The organism is Pseudomonas sp. DF5, assembly GCF_058148225.1.
This window is the reverse complement of the sequence record NZ_JBYVYM010000005.1, coordinates 40,593-61,335: the sequence shown is the minus strand read 5'-3', so window position 1 is coordinate 61,335 and position 20,743 is coordinate 40,593. Positions and strand designations below refer to the sequence as shown.

18 protein-coding genes, 1 other RNA gene and 1 pseudogene are annotated in these 20,743 nt (G+C 58.1%); 11 read left to right on the top strand and 9 right to left on the bottom strand.

What is annotated here, in order from left to right:
• Positions 1-218: 218 nt before the first annotated feature.
• On the bottom strand, positions 219-2,135 hold the full coding sequence (gene dnaK, locus AC30D7_RS06595; RefSeq protein WP_490133503.1) for a molecular chaperone DnaK: 1,917 nt from the start codon (positions 2,133-2,135) through the stop codon (positions 219-221).
• A gap of 102 nt (positions 2,136-2,237) precedes the next feature.
• On the bottom strand, positions 2,238-2,804 hold the full coding sequence (gene grpE / locus AC30D7_RS06590; protein ID WP_490133502.1) for a nucleotide exchange factor GrpE: 567 nt from the start codon (positions 2,802-2,804) through the stop codon (positions 2,238-2,240).
• A 241-nt stretch (positions 2,805-3,045) separates the two neighbouring features.
• On the opposite strand from grpE, the gene recN reads away from it, so the two are divergent.
• The gene (recN, locus tag AC30D7_RS06585; protein WP_490133501.1) at positions 3,046-4,719 is read left to right on the top strand and encodes a DNA repair protein RecN; all 1,674 of its coding nucleotides are present in this window, start codon (positions 3,046-3,048) and stop codon (positions 4,717-4,719) included.
• A 75-nt stretch (positions 4,720-4,794) separates the two neighbouring features.
• Here recN and fur read toward each other — a convergent pair whose 3' ends face one another.
• Positions 4,795-5,199, bottom strand: a complete 405-nt coding sequence (fur, locus tag AC30D7_RS06580; protein WP_003197684.1) for a ferric iron uptake transcriptional regulator — start codon at positions 5,197-5,199, stop codon at positions 4,795-4,797.
• Between the two features lie 97 nt (positions 5,200-5,296).
• Here fur and AC30D7_RS06575 point away from each other — a divergent pair, with 97 nt between their 5' ends.
• Entirely contained in the window at positions 5,297-5,824 is a 528-nt protein-coding gene (locus AC30D7_RS06575; protein ID WP_018929473.1) for an outer membrane protein assembly factor BamE, read from the top strand.
• 62 nt (positions 5,825-5,886) lie between these two features.
• Here AC30D7_RS06575 and AC30D7_RS06570 read toward each other — a convergent pair whose 3' ends face one another.
• From AC30D7_RS06570 to AC30D7_RS06560, 3 genes are read right to left on the bottom strand one after another with little or no spacing between them, the layout of a single operon-like run.
• Positions 5,887-6,201 carry an RnfH family protein gene (locus AC30D7_RS06570; RefSeq protein ID WP_490133500.1) on the bottom strand — a complete coding sequence of 105 codons (315 nt, stop codon included), beginning with the start codon at positions 6,199-6,201 and terminating at the stop codon, positions 5,887-5,889.
• Entirely contained in the window at positions 6,194-6,628 is a 435-nt protein-coding gene (locus AC30D7_RS06565) for a type II toxin-antitoxin system RatA family toxin (protein WP_007933502.1), read from the bottom strand. The genes AC30D7_RS06570 and AC30D7_RS06565 overlap by 8 nt, the downstream gene beginning before the upstream one ends.
• A 7-nt stretch (positions 6,629-6,635) precedes the next feature.
• On the bottom strand, positions 6,636-8,039 hold the full coding sequence (locus AC30D7_RS06560; protein WP_490133499.1) for a sodium-dependent transporter: 1,404 nt from the start codon (positions 8,037-8,039) through the stop codon (positions 6,636-6,638).
• A 118-nt stretch (positions 8,040-8,157) separates the two neighbouring features.
• Between AC30D7_RS06560 and smpB the strand changes: the two genes are divergently transcribed.
• Positions 8,158-8,640: an SsrA-binding protein SmpB gene (smpB, locus tag AC30D7_RS06555; protein WP_490133588.1), complete on the top strand. Its 483-nt coding sequence runs from the start codon at positions 8,158-8,160 to the stop codon at positions 8,638-8,640.
• 148 nt (positions 8,641-8,788) lie between these two features.
• Here the strand turns inward: smpB and AC30D7_RS06550 are convergent, their stop codons facing one another.
• Positions 8,789-9,556, bottom strand: coding sequence for an FCD domain-containing protein (locus AC30D7_RS06550; RefSeq protein WP_018929469.1), 768 nt, complete (start codon positions 9,554-9,556; stop codon positions 8,789-8,791).
• 262 nt (positions 9,557-9,818) lie between these two features.
• On the opposite strand from AC30D7_RS06550, the gene AC30D7_RS06545 reads away from it, so the two are divergent.
• From AC30D7_RS06545 to ssrA, 7 genes are all read left to right on the top strand, one after another.
• Complete coding sequence (locus tag AC30D7_RS06545) at positions 9,819-11,510, top strand: lactate permease LctP family transporter (protein WP_490133498.1); 1,692 nt, start codon at positions 9,819-9,821, stop codon at positions 11,508-11,510.
• A gap of 150 nt (positions 11,511-11,660) precedes the next feature.
• The gene (locus AC30D7_RS06540) at positions 11,661-12,485 is read left to right on the top strand and encodes a (Fe-S)-binding protein (RefSeq protein ID WP_018929467.1); all 825 of its coding nucleotides are present in this window, start codon (positions 11,661-11,663) and stop codon (positions 12,483-12,485) included.
• Positions 12,482-13,936 carry a LutB/LldF family L-lactate oxidation iron-sulfur protein gene (locus tag AC30D7_RS06535; RefSeq protein WP_019651062.1) on the top strand — a complete coding sequence of 485 codons (1,455 nt, stop codon included), beginning with the start codon at positions 12,482-12,484 and terminating at the stop codon, positions 13,934-13,936. Before AC30D7_RS06540 ends, AC30D7_RS06535 begins: the two co-directional genes overlap by 4 nt.
• A complete protein-coding gene (locus AC30D7_RS06530; RefSeq protein ID WP_490133497.1) occupies positions 13,936-14,607 on the top strand; it encodes a LutC/YkgG family protein in 672 nt (223 codons plus the stop codon). The genes AC30D7_RS06535 and AC30D7_RS06530 overlap by 1 nt, the downstream gene beginning before the upstream one ends.
• Complete coding sequence (locus tag AC30D7_RS06525) at positions 14,604-17,429, top strand: FAD-binding and (Fe-S)-binding domain-containing protein (protein ID WP_490133496.1); 2,826 nt, start codon at positions 14,604-14,606, stop codon at positions 17,427-17,429. Before AC30D7_RS06530 ends, AC30D7_RS06525 begins: the two co-directional genes overlap by 4 nt.
• Before the next feature lie 285 nt (positions 17,430-17,714).
• Positions 17,715-17,990, top strand: coding sequence for a PA2433 domain-containing protein (locus tag AC30D7_RS06520; RefSeq protein WP_019582464.1), 276 nt, complete (start codon positions 17,715-17,717; stop codon positions 17,988-17,990).
• Positions 17,991-18,106: 116 nt separating this feature from the next.
• Positions 18,107-18,504: a transfer-messenger RNA gene (gene ssrA, locus AC30D7_RS06515) on the top strand.
• Positions 18,505-18,691: 187 nt separating this feature from the next.
• On the opposite strand, the gene AC30D7_RS06510 is transcribed toward ssrA, so the two are convergent.
• Positions 18,692-19,048: a DUF7079 family protein gene (locus AC30D7_RS06510; protein WP_490133495.1), complete on the bottom strand. Its 357-nt coding sequence runs from the start codon at positions 19,046-19,048 to the stop codon at positions 18,692-18,694.
• A pseudogene (locus AC30D7_RS06505) lies at positions 19,033-19,632 on the bottom strand (hypothetical protein); the annotation flags it as partial. The pseudogene AC30D7_RS06505 and the gene AC30D7_RS06510, both read right to left, overlap by 16 nt.
• Before the next feature lie 603 nt (positions 19,633-20,235).
• On the opposite strand from AC30D7_RS06505, the gene AC30D7_RS06500 reads away from it, so the two are divergent.
• A complete protein-coding gene (locus AC30D7_RS06500; RefSeq protein ID WP_490133494.1) occupies positions 20,236-20,733 on the top strand; it encodes a GNAT family N-acetyltransferase in 498 nt (165 codons plus the stop codon).
• Positions 20,734-20,743: the final 10 nt, after the last annotated feature.

The following is a 20,743-nucleotide window of genomic DNA, read 5'->3' as shown; positions in this document are numbered from 1 at the left end:
ACCCAACTCACGTCAATTCAACGATCCTGGTCTTTTATTCAATGCGGTACCTTCGGCTCGAAAAGCAGGAGCATTTCCGGCCGTACCACCAACATCCGAGCGTTGTCGCATGCTGTAAAAATTCGCTAACTCCAGACACGCCAACGCGGGAGCAAGCTCCCGCGCGGCGACATCCTACCAGTCACCGCCTGACGGCAGTCAACCGGGCGACCAACAACTTACTTGTGGTCTTTGACTTCTTCGAACTCGGCATCGACCACGTCATCAGCCTTTTCAGCCGACTCACCCTTCGGCGCCGCGCCTTCAGCTGGCTGAGCCTGTTCGGCATACATTTTCTGAGCCACTGGCGCGGAGACCTTGGACAGCTCTTCAACCTTGGCTTCGATAGCAGCCTTGTCATCGCCTTTAACGGCGGCTTCCAGGGCAACTACTGCCGCTTCGATTGCGGTCTTCTCTTCAGCGCTCACCTTGTCGCCAGCATCGGCGACCATTTTGCGCGTCGAGTGAACCAGGGCGTCGCCTTGGTTACGGGCGCTGGCCAGCTCTTCGAACTTGCGGTCTTCTTCAGCATTCAGTTCAGCGTCGCGAACCATCTGCTGAATTTCGTCCTCGGACAGACCGGAGTTGGCCTTGATCACGATCGACTGAGTCTTGCCAGTGGCCTTGTCTTTGGCGCCTACGTGCAGAATGCCGTTGGCGTCGATGTCGAAGGTCACTTCGATTTGTGGCACGCCACGTGGAGCCGGTGGAATCTCGGCCAGGTCGAACTTGCCCAGGGACTTGTTCTGTGCGGCTTGCTTACGCTCACCTTGCAGCACGTGAATGGTCACGGCGCCCTGGTTGTCGTCAGCAGTCGAGAACACTTGCGATTTCTTGGTAGGAATCGTGGTGTTTTTCTCGATCAGCGCGGTCATCACGCCACCCATGGTTTCGATACCCAGGGTCAGCGGGCTGACGTCGAGCAGCAGAACGTCTTTCACGTCGCCGGCCAATACAGCGCCCTGGATCGCAGCACCCATGGCAACGGCTTCGTCCGGGTTAACGTCTTTACGAGCTTCTTTACCGAAGAAGTCGGAAACAGCTTTCTGCACCATTGGCATACGGGTCTGACCGCCGACCAGAATCACGTCGTCGATCTTGCTGACATCGATACCGGCGTCTTTCATCGCGATACGGCAAGGTTCGATGGTGCGCTGAACCAGGTCTTCCACCAGCGCTTCGAGCTTGGCGCGGGAGATTTTCACGTTCAAGTGCTTAGGACCGGTAGCGTCTGCAGTGATGTACGGCAGGTTCACGTCGGTCGACTGGCTCGAGGACAGTTCGATCTTGGCTTTCTCGGCAGCTTCTTTCAGGCGCTGCATGGCCAGCGGGTCACCCTTGAGGTTCATGCCGCTTTCTTTCTTGAATTCGTCGACGAGGTAGTCGATCAGACGAATGTCAAAGTCTTCACCGCCCAGGAAGGTGTCACCGTTGGTGGCCAACACTTCGAACTGGTGCTCGCCATCGACTTCAGCGATTTCGATAACGGAAACGTCGAAAGTACCGCCGCCCAGGTCGTAAACGATCACGGTGTGATCGCCCTTGGCCTTGTCCATACCGTAGGCCAGTGCGGCTGCGGTTGGTTCGTTGATAATGCGTTTTACGTCCAGGCCCGCGATGCGGCCGGCGTCTTTGGTGGCTTGACGCTGGCTGTCGTTGAAGTAGGCCGGAACGGTGATCACCGCTTCGGTCACAGGCTCGCCGAGGTAGTCTTCGGCGGTCTTCTTCATTTTCTTCAGAATTTCAGCCGAGATTTGTGGCGGCGCCATTTTCTGGCCGTTCACTTCAACCCAGGCGTCGCTGTTGTCAGCCTTGACGATCTTGTAAGGGACCATCTGGATGTCTTTCTGTACGACTTCTTCGTCGAAACGACGACCGATCAGACGCTTCACCGCGTACAGGGTGTTATGCGGATTGGTCACTGCCTGACGCTTGGCCGACTGGCCAACCAGGATTTCGCCATCGTTGGCATAAGCGATGATCGACGGCGTGGTACGCGCGCCTTCAGCGTTTTCAATAACTTTGGCCTTGCCGTTTTCCAGCACGGAGACGCAGGAGTTGGTAGTCCCCAGGTCGATACCGATAATTTTGCCCATGTTCACTCTCCCGAAACTTTGGATTTGGATGCCGCAGTAGTGGTGGCTGACTGCGGTAGCACTTAAACGCTTGACTTCTAAATGGGGGCCTTGCGGCTAATTTCAAGCCTGCTCGTCAATCGAAGGCGAAACCGGTGCAGGTGCCTTGCTGACCACGACCATGGCCGGGCGCAGCAGGCGACCGTGGAGCTGATAGCCCTTCTGAAACACCTTGAGCACGCTGTTTGGCTCGACGTCGGCGCTTTCCTGCATGGCCATCGCCTGATGATGCGAGGCATTGAAAGGTTCGCCTTCAGGATCGATGGCTTCCAGGTGATAGCGCTTCAGGGTGTCCTGGAACATTTTCAGGGTCAGCTCGATCCCTTCGCGCATCGAACGAATGTTTTCGTCGTCAGGGTTGGACAGCTCCAGGCCGCGCTCCAGGCTGTCAATGATCGGCAGCAGGTCGCCTGCGAATTTTTCCAGGGCGAACTTGTGAGCCTTTTCAACGTCCTGATCGGCACGACGGCGGACGTTCTGCAGATCGGCGGCTACACGCAAAGCCTGATCCTGCGCACCAGCCAATTGCTCTTCGAGCACTTGTACACGAGCCGCCAGGTCGTCACCCGAAGCCTCGGTGCCCTGGTTGGCGTCTAGATTTTGCGTATCCACTGTCTGTTCGTCAGCCATAGTTTTCTCCTTCCAATATCGTCCGCGAGCTCAACTCACGCTTCTGCCCCGGTATATGGGGTCGCAAAATTCAGCTTCAAGGGCTATCCGATGATTAACCCTACAAAAAACAGCTGCTTTTTCATTCCCAGGCGCACTAAGGATTTCTTTCAATCAAGCAAATTGACCTAAGCGGGGGCATTGTCAGCCAGAAACAAAACACTGTATAAATAACCAGACCTAATGCCTGGGAGCGGCCTTTATGCTGGTGCACCTGTCCGTACACAACTACGCCATCGTTGAACATCTCGATCTCGAACTCGATCGCGGGATGAGCGTGATCACAGGGGAAACCGGCGCCGGCAAGTCGATCATGCTCGATGCCCTGGGCCTGACCCTGGGCGATCGCGCCGATAGCGGCGTGGTCCGCCCCGGCGCCGACAAGGCCGATATCCTGGCCACCTTCGATCTGATCGATATCCCGGAAGCCAGCGCCTGGCTGGCCGAGCGCGACCTCGAGAACGACGGCCCGTGCATTCTGCGTCGCGTGATCACCGCCGAAGGGCGCTCACGCGGCTATATCAACGGCACCCCCTGCCCCCTCGGCGACCTGAAGGCTCTGGGCGAGTTGCTGATCGACATCCATAGCCAGCACGAACACCAATCCCTGCTCAAGACCGATACCCATCGCCGCCTGCTCGACGAGTACGCCGGTGCCACGGACCTTGCCCGCCAGGTGCAACTGGCTGCCCAACGCTGGCGCCAGACCCGCCAGGAGCTGGAGCGCCTTTCCAACTCCGGTGACGAACAGCGTGCTCGGCATCAGTTACTCAGCTATCAACTCGAAGAACTGGAAAACCTCGGCCTCGGCGAAAACGAACTGGAGCAACTGGAACAGGAACACAAGAACCTGACCAACGCCGAAACCCTGCTGGGCATTTGTCGGCAAGTAGTCGAACAATGCAGCGAAAGTGATTCCGGCAATGTTTTGAACGCACTGACCGCCAGCCTCAATCGCCTGTCGAGCGTGAACAATTCGATCGGCGCCCTGGGTGAAGCCAGTAACCTGCTGACCAGCGCGCAGATCCAGGTTGAAGAAGCCGTGGGCGAATTGAACCGTTTTCTCGACAACTTCGACGCTGACCCGGCACGCCTTCAATACCTGGAAGAACGCCTCGATGCGATCTACACCCTGGCGCGCAAACACCGCATCCAGCCGACCGAGGTCGCCGAGATGCAACAGAAGCTACTCGACGAAATCGAAACCCTGAATGCCAACGATGAATCCATCGAACGACTGGGCGATGAGCTGGCCTCCTACGCCCGTCATTATCAGGAGAAGGCTCGGGAATTGAGCGACTTGCGCCATCAAGCGTCGAGCAGCCTGGCCAGCGCCGTGGAACAGGAAATCCAGCGCCTGGGCATGCCCGGTGGCCGCTTCACCATCGAGCTGCGCCCCAACAGCAGCGACGAACTGCTGCCCAACGGGCTCGAACAAGTGGAACTGCTGGTGAGCGCCAACCCGGGGCAACCGTTGAAAGCCCTGGCAAAAGTGGCATCGGGGGGCGAACTATCGCGCATCAGCCTGGCGATTCAGGTGATCACCGCACAGACCTCCCGCGTACCGACACTGGTGTTCGACGAAGTGGACGTAGGCATTGGCGGCCCGACCGCCGAGATTGTCGGCCAGTTGCTGCGACGCCTCGGGGAGCGCGGACAGGTTCTGACCGTGACGCACTTGCCGCAAGTGGCGGCGCAGGGTCATCAACATCTATTTGTACATAAGGTCCGCGGTGAAGATGCCACGCACACGGCCGTCTCCAAGCTGAGCAAGAATGATCGCGTCGAAGAAGTGGCACGGATGCTGGGCGGCATTGACCTCACCAAGGAGTCCCTGGCTCACGCGAAGAAAATGGTCGTTACCGCAAAGATCTAAGAACGGCAGAAAGCACGAAGGCGACCCAAGGGTCGCCTTCGTTCGTTTCGCAAACCTGAAGTTCGCGCGACATGCTTACTTTTTCTTGCGCACGTACAGTACAAGATTGTGATCGACCATCTCGAAGCCATACTTGTCGACGATTGCTTTCTGCAGCCGCTCGATTTCTTCGTCGAAGAATTCGATCACTTCACTGGTCTCGACGTTGACCATATGGTCGTGATGCTTGCCGTCGTCCAGCTCGAAGACCGCATGGCCTCCGTCGAAGTTGTGCCGCACCACAAGGCCAGCTGCCTCGAACTGGGTCAGAACACGGTAAACCGTGGCCAGACCGACGTCCTCACCAGCCTCCATCAGCGCCTTGTAGACATCCTCGGCACTCATGTGGCGTTGCTCGGCGGAATCGAGCATTTGCAGAATCTTGACCCGTGGAAGGGTCACTTTGAGGCCGGCTTTGCGTAGTTCGCTATTTTCAACCATGGTCAGCTTTCTCGCGATGCTGCTTCGCAGCTTCTCTTAATGCGGGTATGATCGGCGTTTACGTTGTCCCAGCCAAGATAGTGGAAGTCGCCCACCGATGCAAAACACCAAGCTCTTGCTAACCAGTTTCACCTTTGTGGGACTGCTCGCACTCGCCGGTTGTTCATTCCCCGGGGTTTACAAAATCGACATCCAGCAGGGCAATGTCGTCACGCAGGACATGATAGACCAGTTACGCCCGGGAATGACCCGTCGGCAAGTACGGTTTATCATGGGCAACCCTCTGTTGACTGACACGTTCCACGCCGATCGCTGGGATTACCTGTATAGCCTGCAACCGGGTGGCGGTGAACGCCAACAGGAACGCATCAGCGTTATCTTCAACCCGAATGACCAACTTGTCAGCCTCTCTGGCGATTTCATGCCAGGCGTGAGCCGCGACGAGGCCATTCTCGGCAAGGACAGCGGCACTACCGTGACCGCGCCGGCAGGAAACGCCGAGAAGCCGAAGCCAGAAAAACCGGTCAAGCCAGGCTCGTTGCTGGACCAGATCCAGAAGGACGTGGACAACGTAGAAACTGTCCCGGTCCCGACTCCAGAACCGCTGGAAACCTCGCCGCAATAATTTGCGACGCAATAAAAACCCCGGCATGTCCGGGGTTTTTATTGTCTAGCGTTTAATCGAAATCACTGATTCCGGGCTTTGGCCTCGGCCGCTTTGGCTGCACGTAACCGGCGAACTTCTTTCGGGTCAGCGAGCAACGGCCGGTAAACCTCGATGCGATCCCCTTCCTGAACCAGGCGAGTGGCCGGATCAGCGATCACTTTGCCAAAGATCCCGACCGGACAACTGCCCAGATCCAGCTCCGGGAATTCGTCATTCAGGCCCGATTTGAACAACGCATCCCGCACCGTCGCGCCCATCGGCACCGTTACGCTCAGCAGCACCTGACGATCAACGGCGGCATACACCACCTCGATCTTGATCATCGCCTCAACCATGCATCTGCTTCGCGCGCTGGCAGAATGCGTCCATCAACGTATTCGCCGCCTGATTAAACAAAGGCCCCAACGTCGCCCGCACCAGCGGTCCCGAGTAGTCGAACGACAGGTCCAGGCTGATTTTGCAGGCCTTCTCGCCCAGCGGCTTGAACACCCAGACGCCGTGCAACTGGCTGAACGGACCTTCCTCGAGGTTCATTTCGATCGAACGCCCGGGCACCAGGGTATTACGCGTTACGAAATGCTGACTAAGCCCCCCCTTGGCCACGCCGACGCTGGCGCGCATGAACTCAGGAGAGCTTTCCAGAATTTCGGTCGATGAGCACCACGGCAGGAATTCCGGATAGCGGGCCACGTCGTTGACCAGGTCGTAAAGCGCTTGCGCCGGATACGGCAGCAGGGCCGAACGTTGAATGTGTGTCGTCATGTCAGCGTTATTTCCACAACTGGGCGGCAAACACTACAAGAATGCCGATGGGCGCCACATAGCGCATCAAAAACAGGGACAGGGCGAACAATACCGGGCTACGGATCGACAACTCGTCGCGCACCGCTTCACGCCCCATCACCCAGCCCGCAAACACCACGAAACACAAACCACCGAGTGGCAGCATGATCCGCGAGGTGAAGAAGTCGATCACCCCAAAGAAGTCCAGGCCACCGGCAGCTCCCCATTGGTAGAGATGGAATAGCCCGCCGTCGTTCACGAAAAATTTGGCTTCCTTCCATATATTGAAGGAAAACACGGTGCCAAGACCGACGAACCAGCAGGTGAATGCCAGCCAGAAGGTGACCCAGGCGCGGCTGATTTTCGTGCGCTCAACCAGGTAAGCCACCATCGGCTCAAGCAGGGAAATCGCCGAACTCCAGGCCGCAATCGCTACCAGTACGAAGAACACTACGCCCATCAACTGGCCGAACGCTACGTTACCGAAGGCAAATGGCAGGCTGACGAACATCAGGCCGGGGCCTTCGCTCGGGTTCAGCCCGGCAGCAAACACGATCGGAAACAATGCCAAGCCAGCTAATAGCGAAACGAAAGTGTCGAGCAACGCCACACCGACGACGGTTCCGGAAATCGACGAGTGCTTCGGCATGTAGGCGCCGTAGATCATGATTGAACCGACACCCACGCTCAGGGAGAAGAACGCGTGCCCCATGGCCGGCAGCAAGCCATCCAGCACCTTGTCCGGGTGGAAGTCGAACATGAAATGCACGCCTTCCATAAAGTGACCCGTGGTCATGCTGTAACCCAGCAGGACAATCACCATCACGAACAGCAGCGGCATCATGATCCGCAGGCTGCGCTCCAGCCCGGCAACCACACCCTTGGCGATCACCACTGCCGACAACAGCATGAAAATCGTGTGCCAAAGTGTCAGGCGCCATGGGTCGGCGATCACATTGCCGAAATACGCACCGACCTCGCCCGCCGTTACACCCTGGAAGTCGCCACGCCCCATGTCGATGATGTAATCCAGCGACCAACCGCCGACCACACTATAGAAGGACAGAATCAGCAACGCCGTGATCATCCCGGCAAATGCACCCCAGGACCACTTCGCCGAATGCCCCGCTTCCAGCGCCAGGACCTTCAAGGCATTGGCCGGACTCTGCCGCGCGCGCCGCCCGATCAGGGTTTCGGCCAGCATGACGGGCATACCGATCAGCGCGATGCACGCCAGGAACATCAGCACGAAGGCCCCGCCACCGTAGACGCCAACCATGTAAGGGAATTTCCAGATACTACCCAAACCCACGGCCGAACCGGTCGCGGCGAGTATGAAGACCCAGCGGCTAGCCCAACTGCCGTGGACAGAAACCTTGTCTGTCGACATCGTTATCACGCCCAAGCGTTCAAAAAAGAGGCCGCATTGTCCGGGATTCAATCAACCTGCTCAAGCACGTAGCGTCACCGTAGCCGACTCGCGCGCAACTCCCTATAATGCCGCCCCTATGGCTAAACAGAAGAAACACCCAACAGGGACCATCGCGCAAAATAAAAAGGCGCGACACGATTACTTCATCGAACATCGGTTCGAGGCTGGTCTGGTCCTGGCCGGCTGGGAAGTAAAAAGTCTGCGGGCAAGCAAGCTGCAACTGGTTGACAGTTACGTACTGCTCAAAGATGGCGAAGCCTGGCTGCTCGGCAGCCACATTACGCCTCTGACGACGGCCAGCACCCACGTTATCGCTGATCCGACCCGCACCCGAAAGTTGCTGCTCAATCGGCGCGAGCTGGAGAAGCTGGCCGCTGCCGTGCAGCAGAAAGGTTACGCCTGCGTATGCCTGTCCTGGTACTGGAGCAAGCACATGGTCAAGTGCGAGATCGCTCTGGGCAAGGGCAAGAAGGAATACGACAAGCGTGACACCGAACGCGAACGCGACGCCGACCGTGAATTGCAGCGTGCGGTGCGGAACAAGGGCAAGGAAGATTAATTTTCCTGCTTGATAGCGGCTTTTGTGGCGAGGGAGCTTGCTCCCGCTCGGCTGCGAAGCAGTCGTAAACAATCTGCCCACAATGCTGGCCGGAGGGGCCGCTTCGCGCCCCAGCGGGAGCAAGCTCCCTCGCCACAGAGAGAGCTGACTACATCCCCTTGCGCCGCTCCGCCCGAGCCATGCGCTGCACTTCCTGACGCACTTCTTCCAGCACTTCCTGCACATACAAAATGTGCCGACTGGACACTTCTCGCGCCTCCTCCGCCCGCCCTTCGATAATCGCCTGATACAACTCCCGGTGCTGCGCAATCAGCATGTCGCGGGTTTCGACGCGCTGTTTGTACATGCCGCCGATGTTGGTCACCACGTTGCGCTTGAGCAGGTCGAACAGCCCGCGAATGGTGTGCAGCAACACTGCGTTATGGCTGGCCTCGGCGATAGCCAAGTGGAAATTCGCATCCGCCGCGCCCTCTTCCGCCCGACTCACTTCATCGTGGCGCGAATAGCAGTCCTGCAATTCGTCAAACGCCGCCGTCAGCCGCTCACGATCCACATCGGTGGCACGCAGTGCCGCGTAGTAAGCGCAGGATGCTTCCAGGGTATGGCGAAACTCCAGCAAATCGCGCTGGGCCTCGGGGTTGCTCTCCAGCAGGTGCAGCAATGGATCGCTGAACGTCGAGCCCAGGGATTCCACCACATAGTTGCCGCCGCCCTGACGACTGACCAGCAGCCCTTTGGCCACCAGTTTCTGAATCGCCTCACGCAACGAAGGGCGTGACACGCCGAACTGCTCGGCCAACGCACGCTCTGCCGGCAGGCGTTCGCCAGCCTTCAAGGTGCCCTCGAGAATCATCCCCTCGAGTTGCTCGACAATATCGTCAGACAAACGGCGTTGCCGAATCTGATCAAACCCCATCACTCAATTCTCCACGATCCCGGCGGCTCGCCGGGCTCTCTATTCTGGCCTATCGGCGCTGCGCCAGCACCTACCAGACAACGCTTGATCGAACAGATCAGATGCATTCTGCACCGCTCATTCGACAAAAGTTTTAGGGCGGCAAATTGACACACCGCCTCCAAGGCTTTTACCCTAGCCAACAGCGATTGTAAATTGGTCTTACCAATTATCCAAGAACGCTGACCAGTGCCTGACCAACAACAATTAGGGGCCACCCCATATGCAAACCTGGCAACAGCTCTACAGCCCGCTCGGCAGTCTCGGCGTGTCCGCACTCGCGGCCGTCATTCCCATCGTATTTTTCTTCCTGGCCTTGGCCGTGTTCCGCCTCAAAGGCCATGTGGCCGGCAGCATCACCCTGGCGTTGTCCATTGCCGTGGCAATCTTCGCTTTCCAGATGCCGGTCGACATGGCTTTCGCCGCCGCTGGATATGGCTTTGCCTACGGGCTGTGGCCGATTGCGTGGATCATCGTGGCAGCGGTGTTCCTCTACAAACTGACGGTCAAGAGTGGCCAGTTCGAAGTGATCCGCAGCTCGGTGCTGTCGATCACCGACGACCAGCGCCTGCAAGTGCTGCTGATCGGCTTCTGCTTCGGCGCGTTCCTGGAAGGTGCCGCCGGTTTCGGTGCACCGGTAGCGATTACCGCCGCGCTGTTGGTAGGACTGGGTTTCAACCCGCTGTACGCCGCCGGCCTGTGCCTGATCGCCAACACCGCGCCGGTGGCCTTCGGCGCCCTGGGGATTCCGATCATCGTCGCCGGGCAAGTCACCGGCATCGACGCCTTCAAGATCGGCGCCATGACCGGTCGCCAACTGCCGTTGCTATCGCTGTTCGTGCCGTTCTGGCTGGTGTTCATGATGGACGGCCTGCGCGGCGTTCGGGAAACCTGGCCAGCTGCGCTGGTGGCCGGCTTGAGTTTTGCCATCACCCAATACTTCACCTCGAACTTCATTGGCCCGGAACTGCCGGACATCACCTCGGCGCTGGTCAGCCTGATTTCCCTGACGTTGTTCCTGAAAATCTGGCAGCCAAAACGCGCTGCGGGCGCGCACATCGTCGGTGCTGTCTCGGCGTCCGTGGTGGCCAGCACCGGTGGTTTCGGCCAACCGCGCACTACCGTGGCTTCGCCTTACAGCCTGGGGGAAATTTTCAAAGCCTGGTCGCCATTTCTGATCCTCACGGTATTGGTCACCATCTGGACGCTGAAACCGTTCAAGGCCATGTTCGCTGCCGGTGGCTCGATGTATGGCTGGGTGTTCAACTTCGCGATCCCGCACCTGGATCAAATGGTGATCAAGGTCGCGCCGATCGTAACCAACCCGACAGCGATTCCGGCGGTGTTCAAACTCGATCCGGTTTCCGCTACCGGCACGGCGATTTTCTTCTCCGCGCTGATCTCGATGCTGGCGCTGAAGGTCAACATTAAAACTGGTCTGACCACTTTAAAAGAGACGTTCTACGAACTGCGCTGGCCGATTTTGTCCATCGGTATGGTGCTGGCCTTCGCCTTCGTTACCAACTACTCGGGCATGTCGTCGACCATGGCTCTGGTATTGGCAGGCACTGGTGCGGCGTTCCCGTTCTTCTCGCCATTCCTCGGCTGGCTCGGTGTGTTCCTGACCGGTTCCGATACCTCGTCCAACGCGCTGTTCAGTTCGCTGCAAGCGACCACCGCGCACCAGATCGGCGTCAACGACACCCTGTTGGTGGCGGCGAACACCAGCGGTGGGGTGACCGGCAAAATGATCTCGCCGCAATCGATCGCCGTGGCCTGCGCCGCGACCGGGCTGGTGGGTAAAGAATCGGATCTGTTCCGCTTCACCCTCAAGCACAGCCTATTCTTTGCAACGATCGTCGGCCTGATCACCTTGGCTCAGGCTTACTGGTTCACCGGCATGCTGGTGCACTAAGCACTACACACCACACGGAAAAAACCGACACCGGGTTACGCTCCGGTGTCAGCTATTCACAACCGGGTCTGCAAGGCTGCTGAAAGCTTCTCTCTCTATATTCAGCAGCCTCAGCGGACGGATAACCGGGACCACCCGGAGACACGCCTGATGAGCGAGCTTTTTTACAACGCTGTGCCGAACGCGACCCGCGTCGCCCCGCCACTGCCTGAACCTCGGCAATACCCCAGCGAAAAACCGTCACGGGTGTACCTGTTCGGGACCTGCGTGGTGGATCTGTTCTACCCCGAAGCCGGGATGGACGCGATCCACCTGCTGGAACGCGAGGGCATTCGTGTCGAATACCCGCAAGGGCAGAGCTGCTGCGGGCAACCGGCCTACACCTCGGGTTACACCGAACAGGCCCGGACCGTGGCGCGTTCGCAACTGGCGTTGTTTGCCGGGGATTATCCGGTGGTGGTGCCGTCGGGTTCTTGCGCGGGCATGTTGCGCGAACACTATGCCGACTTGTTCAAGGACGAGCCGCAAACGTTGAAACAGGTTCAGGCCCTCGCGGCACGGACTTACGAACTTGCCGAGTTCCTGCTGTTTGTCTGCAAGGTGCAGCTCAAGGACAGCGGCGAACCGGTGAAAGTGGCGTTGCACACGTCGTGCTCGGCACGCCGTGAAATGAACACCCACTTGCATGGCCGTGAGTTGTTGGCGCAGCTGAGCAACGTGGAGCGCGTCGACCACAGCCACGAAAGTGAATGCTGTGGCTTTGGTGGGACTTTCAGCGTCCGTATGCCGGATATTTCCGGCGCGATGGTGGCTGACAAGACCCGTGCGTTGAAGGAATCCGGCGCGCACAAGGTACTCAGTGCCGACTGCGGCTGCCTGATGAACATCAACGGCTCGTTGGAGAAACAGCAGGAGGCGTTGCGCGGTCAGCATCTGGCCAGCTTCCTTTGGCAGCGAACCGGAGGTGCCCGATGAGCAGCTCCACGATTATTCCTACGGTCGCCGTAGAAGAAGATTTTCGCAGCCGGGCTCACAAGGCTTTGGCTGACACGCAATTGCGAAACAACTTTCGCAGCGCGATGGATTCACTGATGAACAAACGGGCAGCGTCCTTCAGCGATGCCCATGAAAGAGAACATTTGCGAGCGCTGGGCAATGCCGTCCGCGCCCGTGCGTTATCCAAGTTGCCCGACCTGCTCGAGCAGCTTGAACAGAACCTGACCCGCAACGGTGTGACAGTGCACTGGGCGGAAACGGTGGACGAAGCCAATGGCATCGTCTTGTCGATCATCCGCGCTCACGAGGGGCGGCAAGTGATCAAGGGCAAATCGATGGTCAGCGAAGAGATGGAGATGAACCATGTCCTCGAAGCTCAAGGCATTGAATGCCTGGAGTCGGACATGGGGGAATACATCGTCCAGCTCGACCACGAGAAGCCTTCACACATCATTATGCCGGCGATCCACAAGAATGCCGGTCAGGTCGCGTCCTTGTTCCACGACAAACTTGGCGTGGAGTACACCAAGGACGTTGACCAACTCATTCAGATCGGTCGCAAAGTCTTGCGGCAGAAATTCTTCGAAGCCGACATCGGCGTCTCCGGCGTCAACTTCGCCGTGGCCGAGACCGGCACCTTGCTGCTGGTGGAAAACGAAGGCAACGGGCGGATGACCACCACGGTGCCGCCAGTGCACATCGCCGTCACCGGCATCGAAAAAGTCGTGGAAAACCTGCGCGACGTAGTGCCTCTGTTGTCGCTGCTGACCCGCTCGGCCCTGGGCATCCCGATCACCACCTACGTCAACATGATCTCCGGCCCGCGCAAGGAACATGAACTCGACGGCCCGCAGGAAGTGCATCTGGTACTGCTCGACAACGGTCGCAGCCAGGCGTTTGCCGACAGCGAATTGCGCCAGACCCTGAACTGCATCCGCTGCGGCGCCTGCATGAATCATTGCCCGGTCTACACCCGAATCGGCGGTCATGCCTACGGCGAGGTTTACCCCGGGCCTATCGGAAAAATCATCACTCCGCACATGGTCGGTCTGGCGAAAGTCCCCGACCACCCGAGTGCCTCGTCGTTATGCGGCGCCTGCGGTGAAGTCTGCCCGGTAAAAATTCCGATTCCTGCATTGCTGCGTCGCCTGCGGGAAGAAAACGTCAAAGCGCCGGACAGCCCACATCAAGTGATGCGCGGTCAGGGCAGCAAGTATTCGCGCAAAGAACGATTTATCTGGAACGCCTGGGCCAGGCTCAACAGTTCGCCAACGCTTTATCGCCTGTTCGGCTTCTTCGCCACTCGCCTGCGAGCGCTGACGCCGAGCAACGTCGGCCCATGGACCCAGAACCACAGCGCACCGAAACCCGCGGCCCGCTCACTGCATGACATGGCCCGCGAGCATCTGGCCAAACAGGGGGACCGTTGATGAGCGCCAAGCAAAATATCCTCGCCAAATTGCGCAACAGTCTGACGGGCACCACGCCGGTGGCTGACAACTTCGATGTCGAACTGGTGACCGAGCCCTACACCTACACGCCGGAACAACGCATTTCGCAACTGCGCAAACTGATGGAAGCGGTGCACACCGAAATCCATCTGACGTCCAGAGAAGGCTGGCCCGAACTGCTCGCGCAACTGCTGCGGGATCGCCAGTTGCCGAGCCTGCTGATTGCGCCGACGACGCCCCACGGACAACGCATCACCGAGCATTGGGCGAAAAATTCTGGCCTGCCAGCGCTCAAAGCCTACAACCGCCCGGTCGAGGAATGGAAAGCCGAGTTGTTCAACGACACCCCGGCCAGCCTGACCACCACCCTCGGCGCGATCGCCGCGACCGGTAGCCTGATTCTCTGGCCGACGCGGGAAGAACCGCGTTTGATGAGCCTGGTGCCGCCAGTGCATTTTGCCCTGCTCAAGGCCAGTGAAATCCGCGACAACTTCTATCAGGTGCAGCAGGAATTCGAATGGGCCCAAGGCATGCCGACCAACGCCTTGCTGGTGTCCGGCCCGTCGAAGACTGCCGACATCGAGCAAGTGCTGGCTTACGGTGCCCACGGCCCGAAAGACCTGGTGGTGTTGATCCTGGAGGACCAATGAGTCTACCGGCGGCTTTTCTGCGCGATGCGCAGCAACTGATTCCTGAAGCACGACGTTTCGACGATCCGCTGTCGACCCTGGCCTTCGGCACCGACGCCAGTTTCTACCGGCTGATTCCAAAACTGGTGATCCGCGTCGAGTCCGAAGACGAAGTAGTGGCGCTGCTCAAACTGGCGCAACGGGACCACGTCCCGGTGACCTTCCGTGCCGCCGGCACCAGCTTGTCTGGCCAGGCCATCAGTGACTCGGTGCTGATCGTGCTGGGGGATAACTGGAACGGTCGCGAGATCCGTGGTCAGGGCATGCAAATCCGCCTGCAACCGGGCGTAATCGGCGCGCAGGCCAATGCGTGGCTGGCACCGTTCGGCCGCAAGATCGGTCCGGATCCGGCGTCGATCAATGCCTGCAAAATCGGCGGCATCGTCGCCAACAATGCCAGCGGCATGTGCTGCGGCACAGCGCAAAATACCTATCACACCCTGGCCGGGATTCGTCTGGTGCTGGCCGATGGAAGCCGACTCGATACCGAAGACCCCAGCAGTGTTGCGGCGTTCCGAAAGAGTCACGCCGAATTGCTGGCGCGCCTGGCGACGCTGGGCCGCGAGACCCGCGCCAATGCCGAACTGGCTGCGAAAATTCGCCACAAATACCGTCTGAAAAATACCACAGGGCTGTCACTCAATGCCCTGGTGGATTTCGACGAGCCTGTGGATATCTTGAGCCACTTGCTGGTGGGCTCCGAAGGCACGCTGGGGTTCATCAGCGCGGTGACCTACGACACAGTGATCGACCACCCGAACAAGGCGTCGGCGCTGATTGTGTTCCCGGACGTGGAAATCTGCTGCAACGCCGTCACCGTCCTGAAAAGCCAACCGGTGTCGGCCGTGGAACTGCTGGACCGTCGCAGCCTGCGCTCAGTGCAGGACAAACCCGGCATGCCGGCTTTCGTACAACAACTGTCGGCTAACGCCTGCGCTCTGCTGATCGAATCCCGCGCCGCCTCTTCCACTTTGCTGCAGGAACAACTGGCGCAGATCATGGCGTCGTTGACCGGCTTCCCGGTAGAGAAACAAGTCGACTTCACCGAAGACCCTGTGGAAAACGCCCGGCTCTGGGCGATCCGCAAGGACACCTTCCCCGCCGTCGGCGCGGTGCGCAAAACCGGCACCACGGTGATCATCGAAGACGTGACCTTCCCGGTGGAACAACTGGCCATCGGCGTGAATCGCCTGATCGAGCTGTTCGACAAACATCACTACGACGAAGCGATCCTTTTCGGACACGCCCTGGAAGGCAATCTGCACTTCGTCTTCACCCAAGGCTTCAACAGCGCGGAAGAAGTCGCACGCTACCAGGCGTTCATGGACGACGTAGCGCAGTTGGTGGCCGTGGAATTCGGCGGTTCGCTGAAAGCCGAACACGGCACGGGGCGCAACATGGCGCCCTTCGTCGAACTGGAATGGGGCAGCGACGCCTACCAGTTGATGTGGCAGCTCAAACGCCTGCTCGACCCCAACGGCATCCTCAACCCGGACGTGGTGCTCAGCGACGATCCGCAGATCCACCTCAAACACCTGAAGCCGCTGCCCGCCGCCGATGAGATTGTGGATAAGTGCATCGAATGCGGTTTCTGCGAACCAGTGTGCCCGTCGAAAGGCCTGACGCTGAGCCCACGCCAGCGCATCGTGATCTGGCGTGACATCCAGGCGAAGAAACGCGCCGGCATGGACACCGCCGAACTGGAACAGGCCTACGAATATCAGGGCATCGATACCTGCGCCGCTACAGGCCTGTGTGCACAACGTTGCCCTGTAGGCATCAACACCGGCGAGCTGGTGAAAAAGCTCCGTGGCCGTAACGCGAGCCATACGAAAACCGCCAACTGGATTGAAGGCAATTTCGCCACTGCGTTACAAGGCGCGCGCTTCACCTTGCACGTCGCCAACGGTGCACGAATGCTGCTGGGGGCACCACGTTTGGCGAAGCTTTCGGCAACATTGACCCGCTTGTCCAAAGGCCAGGTTCCGCAATGGACCAACGCCATGCCACAGCCGGAAAAGGCCATTCGCTTCAGCCCGAGCGTGTCGGACAAACGCCCTCGGGTGGTGTACCTCGCGGCCTGCGTGTCGCGGGTCATGGGCCCGGCAGCGGGTGATAAAGAGCAAATGTCGCTGTACGACAAAACCCGTGGCCTGCTGGAAAAGGCTGGCTACCAGGTAGTTTTTCCAGACAATCAGGACAACCTCTGCTGCGGTCAGCCATTCGCCTCCAAGGGCTACGCCGAACAGGCCGAACACAAACGTCAGGAGCTGATCGGCGCACTACTGCATGCCAGCCGCGGCGGGCTCGACCCGATCTACTGCGACACCAGCCCCTGCACGCTGAGGCTGGTTCAGGACCTGGGCGACGTACGACTGGACCTGTACGACCCGGTGCGTTTCATTCGTACGCATTTAATGGACCGACTGGACTTCACCCCGCAGGAAGCGCCGATCGCGGTACACGTCACGTGCAGCACGCAGCATCTAGGCGAGAGCCAGGCGTTGATCGATCTGGCGCGTAAGTGCAGTAAAAACGTGGTCATTCCGGAAGGCATTCACTGCTGTGGTTTTGCTGGCGACAAAGGCTTCACCACGCCGGAATTGAACGCGCATTCGTTACGCACGCTGAAAGACGCGGTACAGCAATGCAGCGAAGGGATTTCCACCAGCCGCACCTGTGAGATTGGTCTGACACAACACGGTGGAATTGACTACCACGGGCTGGTCTACCTGGTGGATCGGGTCACCCGGGCCAGAGCGGTTTTGCCCAATGCCAGTTAGTTAAACGCAATCCCTGTGGGAGCGGGCTTGCCCGCGAAGACGGCAGCACAATCAACATTGATATTGCCCGACACACCGCTTTCGCGGGCAAGCCCGCTCCCACAGGTTCCGAGGTGTTCTTAACTGACTGGCTTAAGGCATTTTTGCCCCTTTTTCGCACCCGCCTCCCGAAAAAATCTTTCACCCCAACGCCAGCGAAAACAGAACCCTTGCACGCCATCACAGTCCATTTGTTAAGCCCCAATCAGCGTGGCCCAATCCCCACCCCCGTTCCAGGAGATACCCATGAAGCGTTCCGCCCTGGCTGGACTGCTCATCGCTGCAACAATGCTGGCCTCCTCCGCATACGCCTCAAACGATAGCGATCAATGCGTAATGAAGCTCCAGGAGGTCAACAGCAAGCTGTCCAGCGCAGCCACGCTGGATGCCGCCACCAAAGGTGTCGTCGTCACCAAAGCCGAACAAGCCAAGGCCGCCCACGCCTCCAACAACGACAGAGAGTGTGTTTCCCTGGCGCAGCAAGCGCTTCAGGACATTCAAAGCCACATGAATAGCCATTAGGGCCGGGCCAGAGCCAATCCTGCGTCGGCCCTGACGCACAGGTAAGGACAGAAGGTCGACTCGGCGCGCGTATTGGCGTACACTTCGCTTACCTGCTGGTTACACACAGCAGGTTCGGGGCCGCTTTGGATTCGACGCCGGTTGCGAAACTTTAGGTGCATGCCGACTTGGTAACAGAAGTCGTAAATCCACTGTTGCAACTACTTATAGTTGCCAATGACGAAACCTACGGCCAGGAATTCTCTCTCGCTGCGTAAGCAGCTTTAGATCCTGAGCTTCTGGTACCTTCGGGTCCAGCAATCATCAGGGGATGTCTGTAAACCCAAAGTGATTGTCATATAGAACAGAATCGCCGTGCAGTACGTTGTGGACGAAGCGGCTAAAACTTACACAACTCGCCCAAAGCACCCTGCCCGTCGGGTCGCTGAGGGTTAACTTAATAGACACGGCTACGCATGTAGTACCGACAGCGGAGTACTGGCGGACGGGGGTTCAATTCCCCCCGGCTCCACCAATCCGAAAACGACAAAGCCCGCCAAGTGCGGGCTTTGTTGCGTCTGGGGGTTGGCAATCGATGGCTCACACATCCCTGCGGGAGCGGGTTTGCCCGCGAAGAGGCCAATCTGACCAGCACAAATCACCCGCGACCAAAAATGCAACCGTCGCCGGAACCGCCCGGAGATGCCACTCTCACTGCAAGCTCACAGCCTACTGGCGATCTCCTTCCAGATATAGGCGTAATTGTATTTCAGCCAGCGAACCAGCACTTTATCGAACTGCCGGCGAAACCAATTGCGCTCTCTTGCTGCCAGCCTTTCCTCTATCGATTCTCTGAGTATGTCAGGATCGAAGCCCGTCCATACCGGGGGTACAGCGGCCACCAAATTGGTGAAACACACCGGTGCGACCTCTGAATAAAGGATTTCGTACAGAATGTCAGGATCAACGCCTCTGACCTTGTTCGCTACATAGTCATATTCGACTGGAAAATCGTTGAATGGCTCGGAGAGTGCCGCTCTGACCTTTGTCAGCTGTGGTTCAGTCAGAAGATGTCCCAATGTGTAAATTCCTCCAGCTCTTCATCCAGTGAGCTCGCGACCGCTTCGCCTGCGACACCACCGGCGACTGTCCCAGCCAAGACAACTGCAATTGCACAGATGGGGGCAGCAGGGCCACAAATTGCGCTGACACCCATCCCCGCAAGGATACCGCCTACCGCACCAGCACCAGCACCAGCACCAGCACCAGCACCAGCACCAGCACCAGCACCAGCACCAGCACCGACGATGATGCCTTGGCGCGCCGCTTCTTTGGGTTTGTTTTCAGCATTCAATATTTGATAGGTCGCCAGAGCGGCGGTCACCAGAACGCCGAGCTTGCCCATGATCAGCATTTTTTTGGTGCCGGTCGTGAATTTGGCATTATCACGGCCCGAGGATTCCAGAATGGTATAGTGGACCTTATTCTTTTCTACTTCTGAAAGGCTGTCGTAACCCTTTTGGAATAGGCTTTCAGAGTACATATCCAAAAGCGTTTTGAGCCCCTTTCCTTCCCTTTTCTTCCTTTGGACGATGGCCAAACCCTGCGCAGAGGTGAGTTTGCGATGTTCAATCATGATTTTGTTTCGCATCTCATGACTGAATGGCATCAGCAGGGTTCACAGCATCATCACAGACAAGGGTGAAAAGATCACTGGTCAGCTCGTGGTTGCTGACACAAAGAGCTCGTTCCTCCTAGTGAAAGACACCCTCTACAAGGTTGATAACAAGACCAACCGAGTGATGAGGCAAACTGTGCTGAAGGCAAAAGATAAAAAAGAGCCTGCGAGTGAGCACTGATTCAGAGGTATTGCCACGCATGAAATACACACAGCCCCAGTTAGCGTGTATCCCCATGTGTATCCCGACGAAAGCGTTACCGCGTCAAACCCAATGTATCCGGGATATTTACCGACACGTTCAAACGACCCCGGCCCCAATCCGAAAACGACAAAGCCCGCCAAGTGCGGGCTTTGTTGCATCTGGGGTTTGGCAATCGATGGCTCACACATCCCCCTGTGGGAGCGGTCTCCTTTGCTTTGAGTATGCTGAACGGTTCTTGAAATGTAAGCGGCTGGCAAACACATGTGGACCGCGCGTTCAATAGCCATCCGCGCTCGTGAACTGGTTAGGGCATCGGCTATTGCCCCAATCGGCGCCGCGTCAGTAGACTGCCTGCGGTGAGTAATCAGCATTGGAGTTGCGCAATGGCGACGTTTAAGACTCGTAGACTTTTGATAACGCGTCTGTCGCCGGATGATGTCAGTTTTGTGATGACGATGGAGGCCGACCCAGAGGTCATGCGCTACACGACCGGAGTGGTTGCCCCTACCCCTTCTCGGCGGAAAGAAGTTCTCGCCTATGTAAATTCTGCACCGCTTGAGGGGCCAGGGCATTGGCGTGTGGAGTTACAGGGGAAACCAATTGGCTGGATAAGCCTCACCCCCCTAGAATCCACTGATCGATTTCAACTGGCATACCGTTTCGCTAAAGTCTTTTGGGGTAATGGATACGCTACAGAGGCTGGTGCGGCAATTCTCGATTATGCACGTGAGGTGTTAGGTCTTTCAGAGTGTGTTGCTCTCGTCTGGCCCGATAACAATGCATCTACTCATGTTTTATCTAAGTTGCGGTTTCAGTATGAAGGCTCTTCCGTGTACTACGGCAATGACGTGAATGTCTTTGTCCGTGCGCTGGATGTATAGGCTTCTTATG

What these genes read in the sequence shown, in the direction of transcription:
- dnaK (WP_490133503.1), bottom strand. Translation starts at nt 2,135, where the DNA reads ATGGGCAAAATTATCGGTATCGACCTGGGGACTACCAACTCCTGCGTC.
- grpE (WP_490133502.1), bottom strand. Translation starts at nt 2,804, where the DNA reads ATGGCTGACGAACAGACAGTGGATACGCAAAATCTAGACGCCAACCAG.
- recN (WP_490133501.1), top strand. Translation starts at nt 3,046, where the DNA reads ATGCTGGTGCACCTGTCCGTACACAACTACGCCATCGTTGAACATCTC.
- fur (WP_003197684.1), bottom strand. Translation starts at nt 5,199, where the DNA reads ATGGTTGAAAATAGCGAACTACGCAAAGCCGGCCTCAAAGTGACCCTT.
- AC30D7_RS06575 (WP_018929473.1), top strand. Translation starts at nt 5,297, where the DNA reads ATGCAAAACACCAAGCTCTTGCTAACCAGTTTCACCTTTGTGGGACTG.
- AC30D7_RS06570 (WP_490133500.1), bottom strand. Translation starts at nt 6,201, where the DNA reads ATGGTTGAGGCGATGATCAAGATCGAGGTGGTGTATGCCGCCGTTGAT.
- AC30D7_RS06565 (WP_007933502.1), bottom strand. Translation starts at nt 6,628, where the DNA reads ATGACGACACACATTCAACGTTCGGCCCTGCTGCCGTATCCGGCGCAA.
- AC30D7_RS06560 (WP_490133499.1), bottom strand. Translation starts at nt 8,039, where the DNA reads ATGTCGACAGACAAGGTTTCTGTCCACGGCAGTTGGGCTAGCCGCTGG.
- smpB (WP_490133588.1), top strand. Translation starts at nt 8,158, where the DNA reads ATGGCTAAACAGAAGAAACACCCAACAGGGACCATCGCGCAAAATAAA.
- AC30D7_RS06550 (WP_018929469.1), bottom strand. Translation starts at nt 9,556, where the DNA reads ATGGGGTTTGATCAGATTCGGCAACGCCGTTTGTCTGACGATATTGTC.
- AC30D7_RS06545 (WP_490133498.1), top strand. Translation starts at nt 9,819, where the DNA reads ATGCAAACCTGGCAACAGCTCTACAGCCCGCTCGGCAGTCTCGGCGTG.
- AC30D7_RS06540 (WP_018929467.1), top strand. Translation starts at nt 11,661, where the DNA reads ATGAGCGAGCTTTTTTACAACGCTGTGCCGAACGCGACCCGCGTCGCC.
- AC30D7_RS06535 (WP_019651062.1), top strand. Translation starts at nt 12,482, where the DNA reads ATGAGCAGCTCCACGATTATTCCTACGGTCGCCGTAGAAGAAGATTTT.
- AC30D7_RS06530 (WP_490133497.1), top strand. Translation starts at nt 13,936, where the DNA reads ATGAGCGCCAAGCAAAATATCCTCGCCAAATTGCGCAACAGTCTGACG.
- AC30D7_RS06525 (WP_490133496.1), top strand. Translation starts at nt 14,604, where the DNA reads ATGAGTCTACCGGCGGCTTTTCTGCGCGATGCGCAGCAACTGATTCCT.
- AC30D7_RS06520 (WP_019582464.1), top strand. Translation starts at nt 17,715, where the DNA reads ATGAAGCGTTCCGCCCTGGCTGGACTGCTCATCGCTGCAACAATGCTG.
- AC30D7_RS06500 (WP_490133494.1), top strand. Translation starts at nt 20,236, where the DNA reads ATGGCGACGTTTAAGACTCGTAGACTTTTGATAACGCGTCTGTCGCCG.